The 2,103-nt window shown below is 58.3% G+C and carries 1 protein-coding gene and 1 pseudogene; both read left to right on the top strand.

Annotated features, from left to right (window positions below; all coding sequences use genetic code 11):
* Window positions 1-397 precede the first annotated feature (397 nt).
* On the top strand, window positions 398-676 hold the full coding sequence (locus NKJ32_RS35285) for a hypothetical protein (protein WP_352451797.1): 279 nt from the start codon (window positions 398-400) through the stop codon (window positions 674-676).
* 1,069 nt (window positions 677-1,745) lie between these two features.
* Window positions 1,746-1,937: pseudogene (locus NKJ32_RS35720) on the top strand (hypothetical protein); the annotation flags it as partial.
* Between the last annotated feature and the right edge of the window lie 166 nt (window positions 1,938-2,103).

Below are 2,103 nucleotides of genomic sequence, written 5' to 3'. Positions count from 1 at the left end.
ATACAATGATATCGTCCCAAGACCTCCCGATCCGGCTTTCGCTCGGCCGGAAGCGCCACACTGTTGTAAAGTAGGGTTTCAGCAAGATGCTGTCGCAGAAATTCTGCCCGCTTAGCGGATATTGCAGACATTCGCGTCGAGTTCCCTGAGGAATGTCGAGAGACATTCCCCAGGGGGTAGTTAAGGCCGGGCAAAGGCAGCAAACTGGCCGGGTGGGTGATTGGCTACTATATTACGTGATGCATTAACATGTAGGAGGTCGAGCAGCATTGTCACGCTTCCATGCGGCAATGGGCGGGCCGTTTCCTTTGATGTGATCGGCATTGACGGCGACCGCACACAAGGTGTCCACCTATTTTGGTGACGCCTCATGCATCAGAGCACTCAACAGTAAAAGGTGCGGGGAAATTCGCGCTTACTAATTAACTGCCAAGCGACACACGTTTCGCGCGCGGATCTGCAGATCATCTTGCGGCGCGCGGCATTGATGCTCAGAAACGTCGCCGGCGTGCCGCTGGAACCGGCCACCGAGGACGCTCTCAACGCCATTGCTGCCGAAATGGAAATCGGCCGGGCGGACCTCATTCAGATCGTGCTGCGGGAATGGTTGGAAACGAACGCCTATCTGCCCGTGCGCGAAATCGATGAGGAGAATGAAACGGACGGGAGCGCGTAAATGCAAACTTCCGCGATCACGCTATGCACGGCGAAGCTGCGACTCATCTATCGCTAAGGCGCGGCGGACCTGATGGCCTGTCGTATTCGTCGATGGCCATGGTTCGAGCGATAGGAACGCGGAACGCCTCCGTGGCGCCCCGAATGTCGTCATCATATACGGCTTGTACGCGTCCCCAGCTGCCGCAGCTTTCATCGGCTGCGCACTTCGCCATCCGGACTTGAGACAGTGCCGGCTCTGCTTCGGTGCAACGTCCGCGATGGCGGCTCGATTCCTGGGCCAAGACTCCATTTTCGGGCGGCAATTCCAGCACCGACCTTGACCGAGTCATGCCGCATATCTGTTGGATGTCGCATCGTCGTAGCCCCGCTAAGCCGACCAGGCCTCCCGACCGCCGGATCGATAATGATGATCGCCTCTGGAGAATTGTTCTTGCTGTCGAGCGCGATGGTCTCCACCGTCTTGCCGTGCTCTATTTCCGCTCAGTCATGAGCAACGCCAGCCAGCCTGTCGACACTTTCGACGAGGTCCCGTGCCTTATCTGCATCGTGTGAAGGCTTTGTGGGTTCGCTCGGGCCGCGCCATCCCCAGCCTATCTTCCTTCACGCCCAACAGCGAAGCATCCAATGCTAATTCGTGAAGCGTCGAGAAAACAAAATTTGACTGGCAATCAAGTTTCTGTGGCGCGACCTTTCGTGGATGCGACAGCCAAACAGCCTGACTTCCCCACTGGGAATGCTTGCTGCCTCGACCTCTCTCCGGCCGGCCGAACGCCCTTTGCGGTGCCGGCCGACACGTTCCGTGCCGGTGCCGGAGCCGAGGAGAGCCCGAGGCCTTCACCATCATCAATCCGCTATATGGGCCATGCGCTCAACAACGCGCTGCAGGACACAGGACGTGCCGTCCCACAGGGATTATTGAATCCCGTTAGGATTTAAACGCCATATCCAATCGCAGCCATCCGCTGAACGCAGCTATCGCCGTCGACGCGAACATCGAACAGAACCGACCCTGCGGTTTTTTCCGCAGCGTCAGCCACACGATCGCAGAACGGTCGATTGAGGTAACAGGCACAGCAATAATCGTGTTGGGGAACAACGGAGAACTTAGATGCGCGTCGGTAAACGGGGACACCGCCCTTTTGGTGGCGGAATTGGCTGCGTGGAATGCGTCTCCGCTGAGTTCCGAAGTCGGAGCCCGCACCCTCGGCATCGCCGACGGCGTCGAAGATTTCCAGGAAATCATTATCCGGCATTCCTAATATGCCGCCTCGCGTTTTGCCCTGAAAGCCGAGCCAGCGCTGATCCAGTTCGCGGAGTCTTCGCCCATGCGGTTCGTCAACGGCATCAAGGCTTCGCGGGAGCGTGTCGTCGCTCGGGACGACGAAGATCGCCAGAGCTTCCTGCGCAAGCGCGGCTTCTCCAAGG

Origin of the sequence: Mesorhizobium sp. M0159, from assembly GCF_040322295.1 — a bacterium.
Lineage (GTDB): Bacteria > Pseudomonadota > Alphaproteobacteria > Rhizobiales > Rhizobiaceae > Mesorhizobium.
The sequence above is the reverse complement of the archived record's forward strand: the minus strand, read 5'-3'. Positions and strand labels throughout refer to the sequence as shown.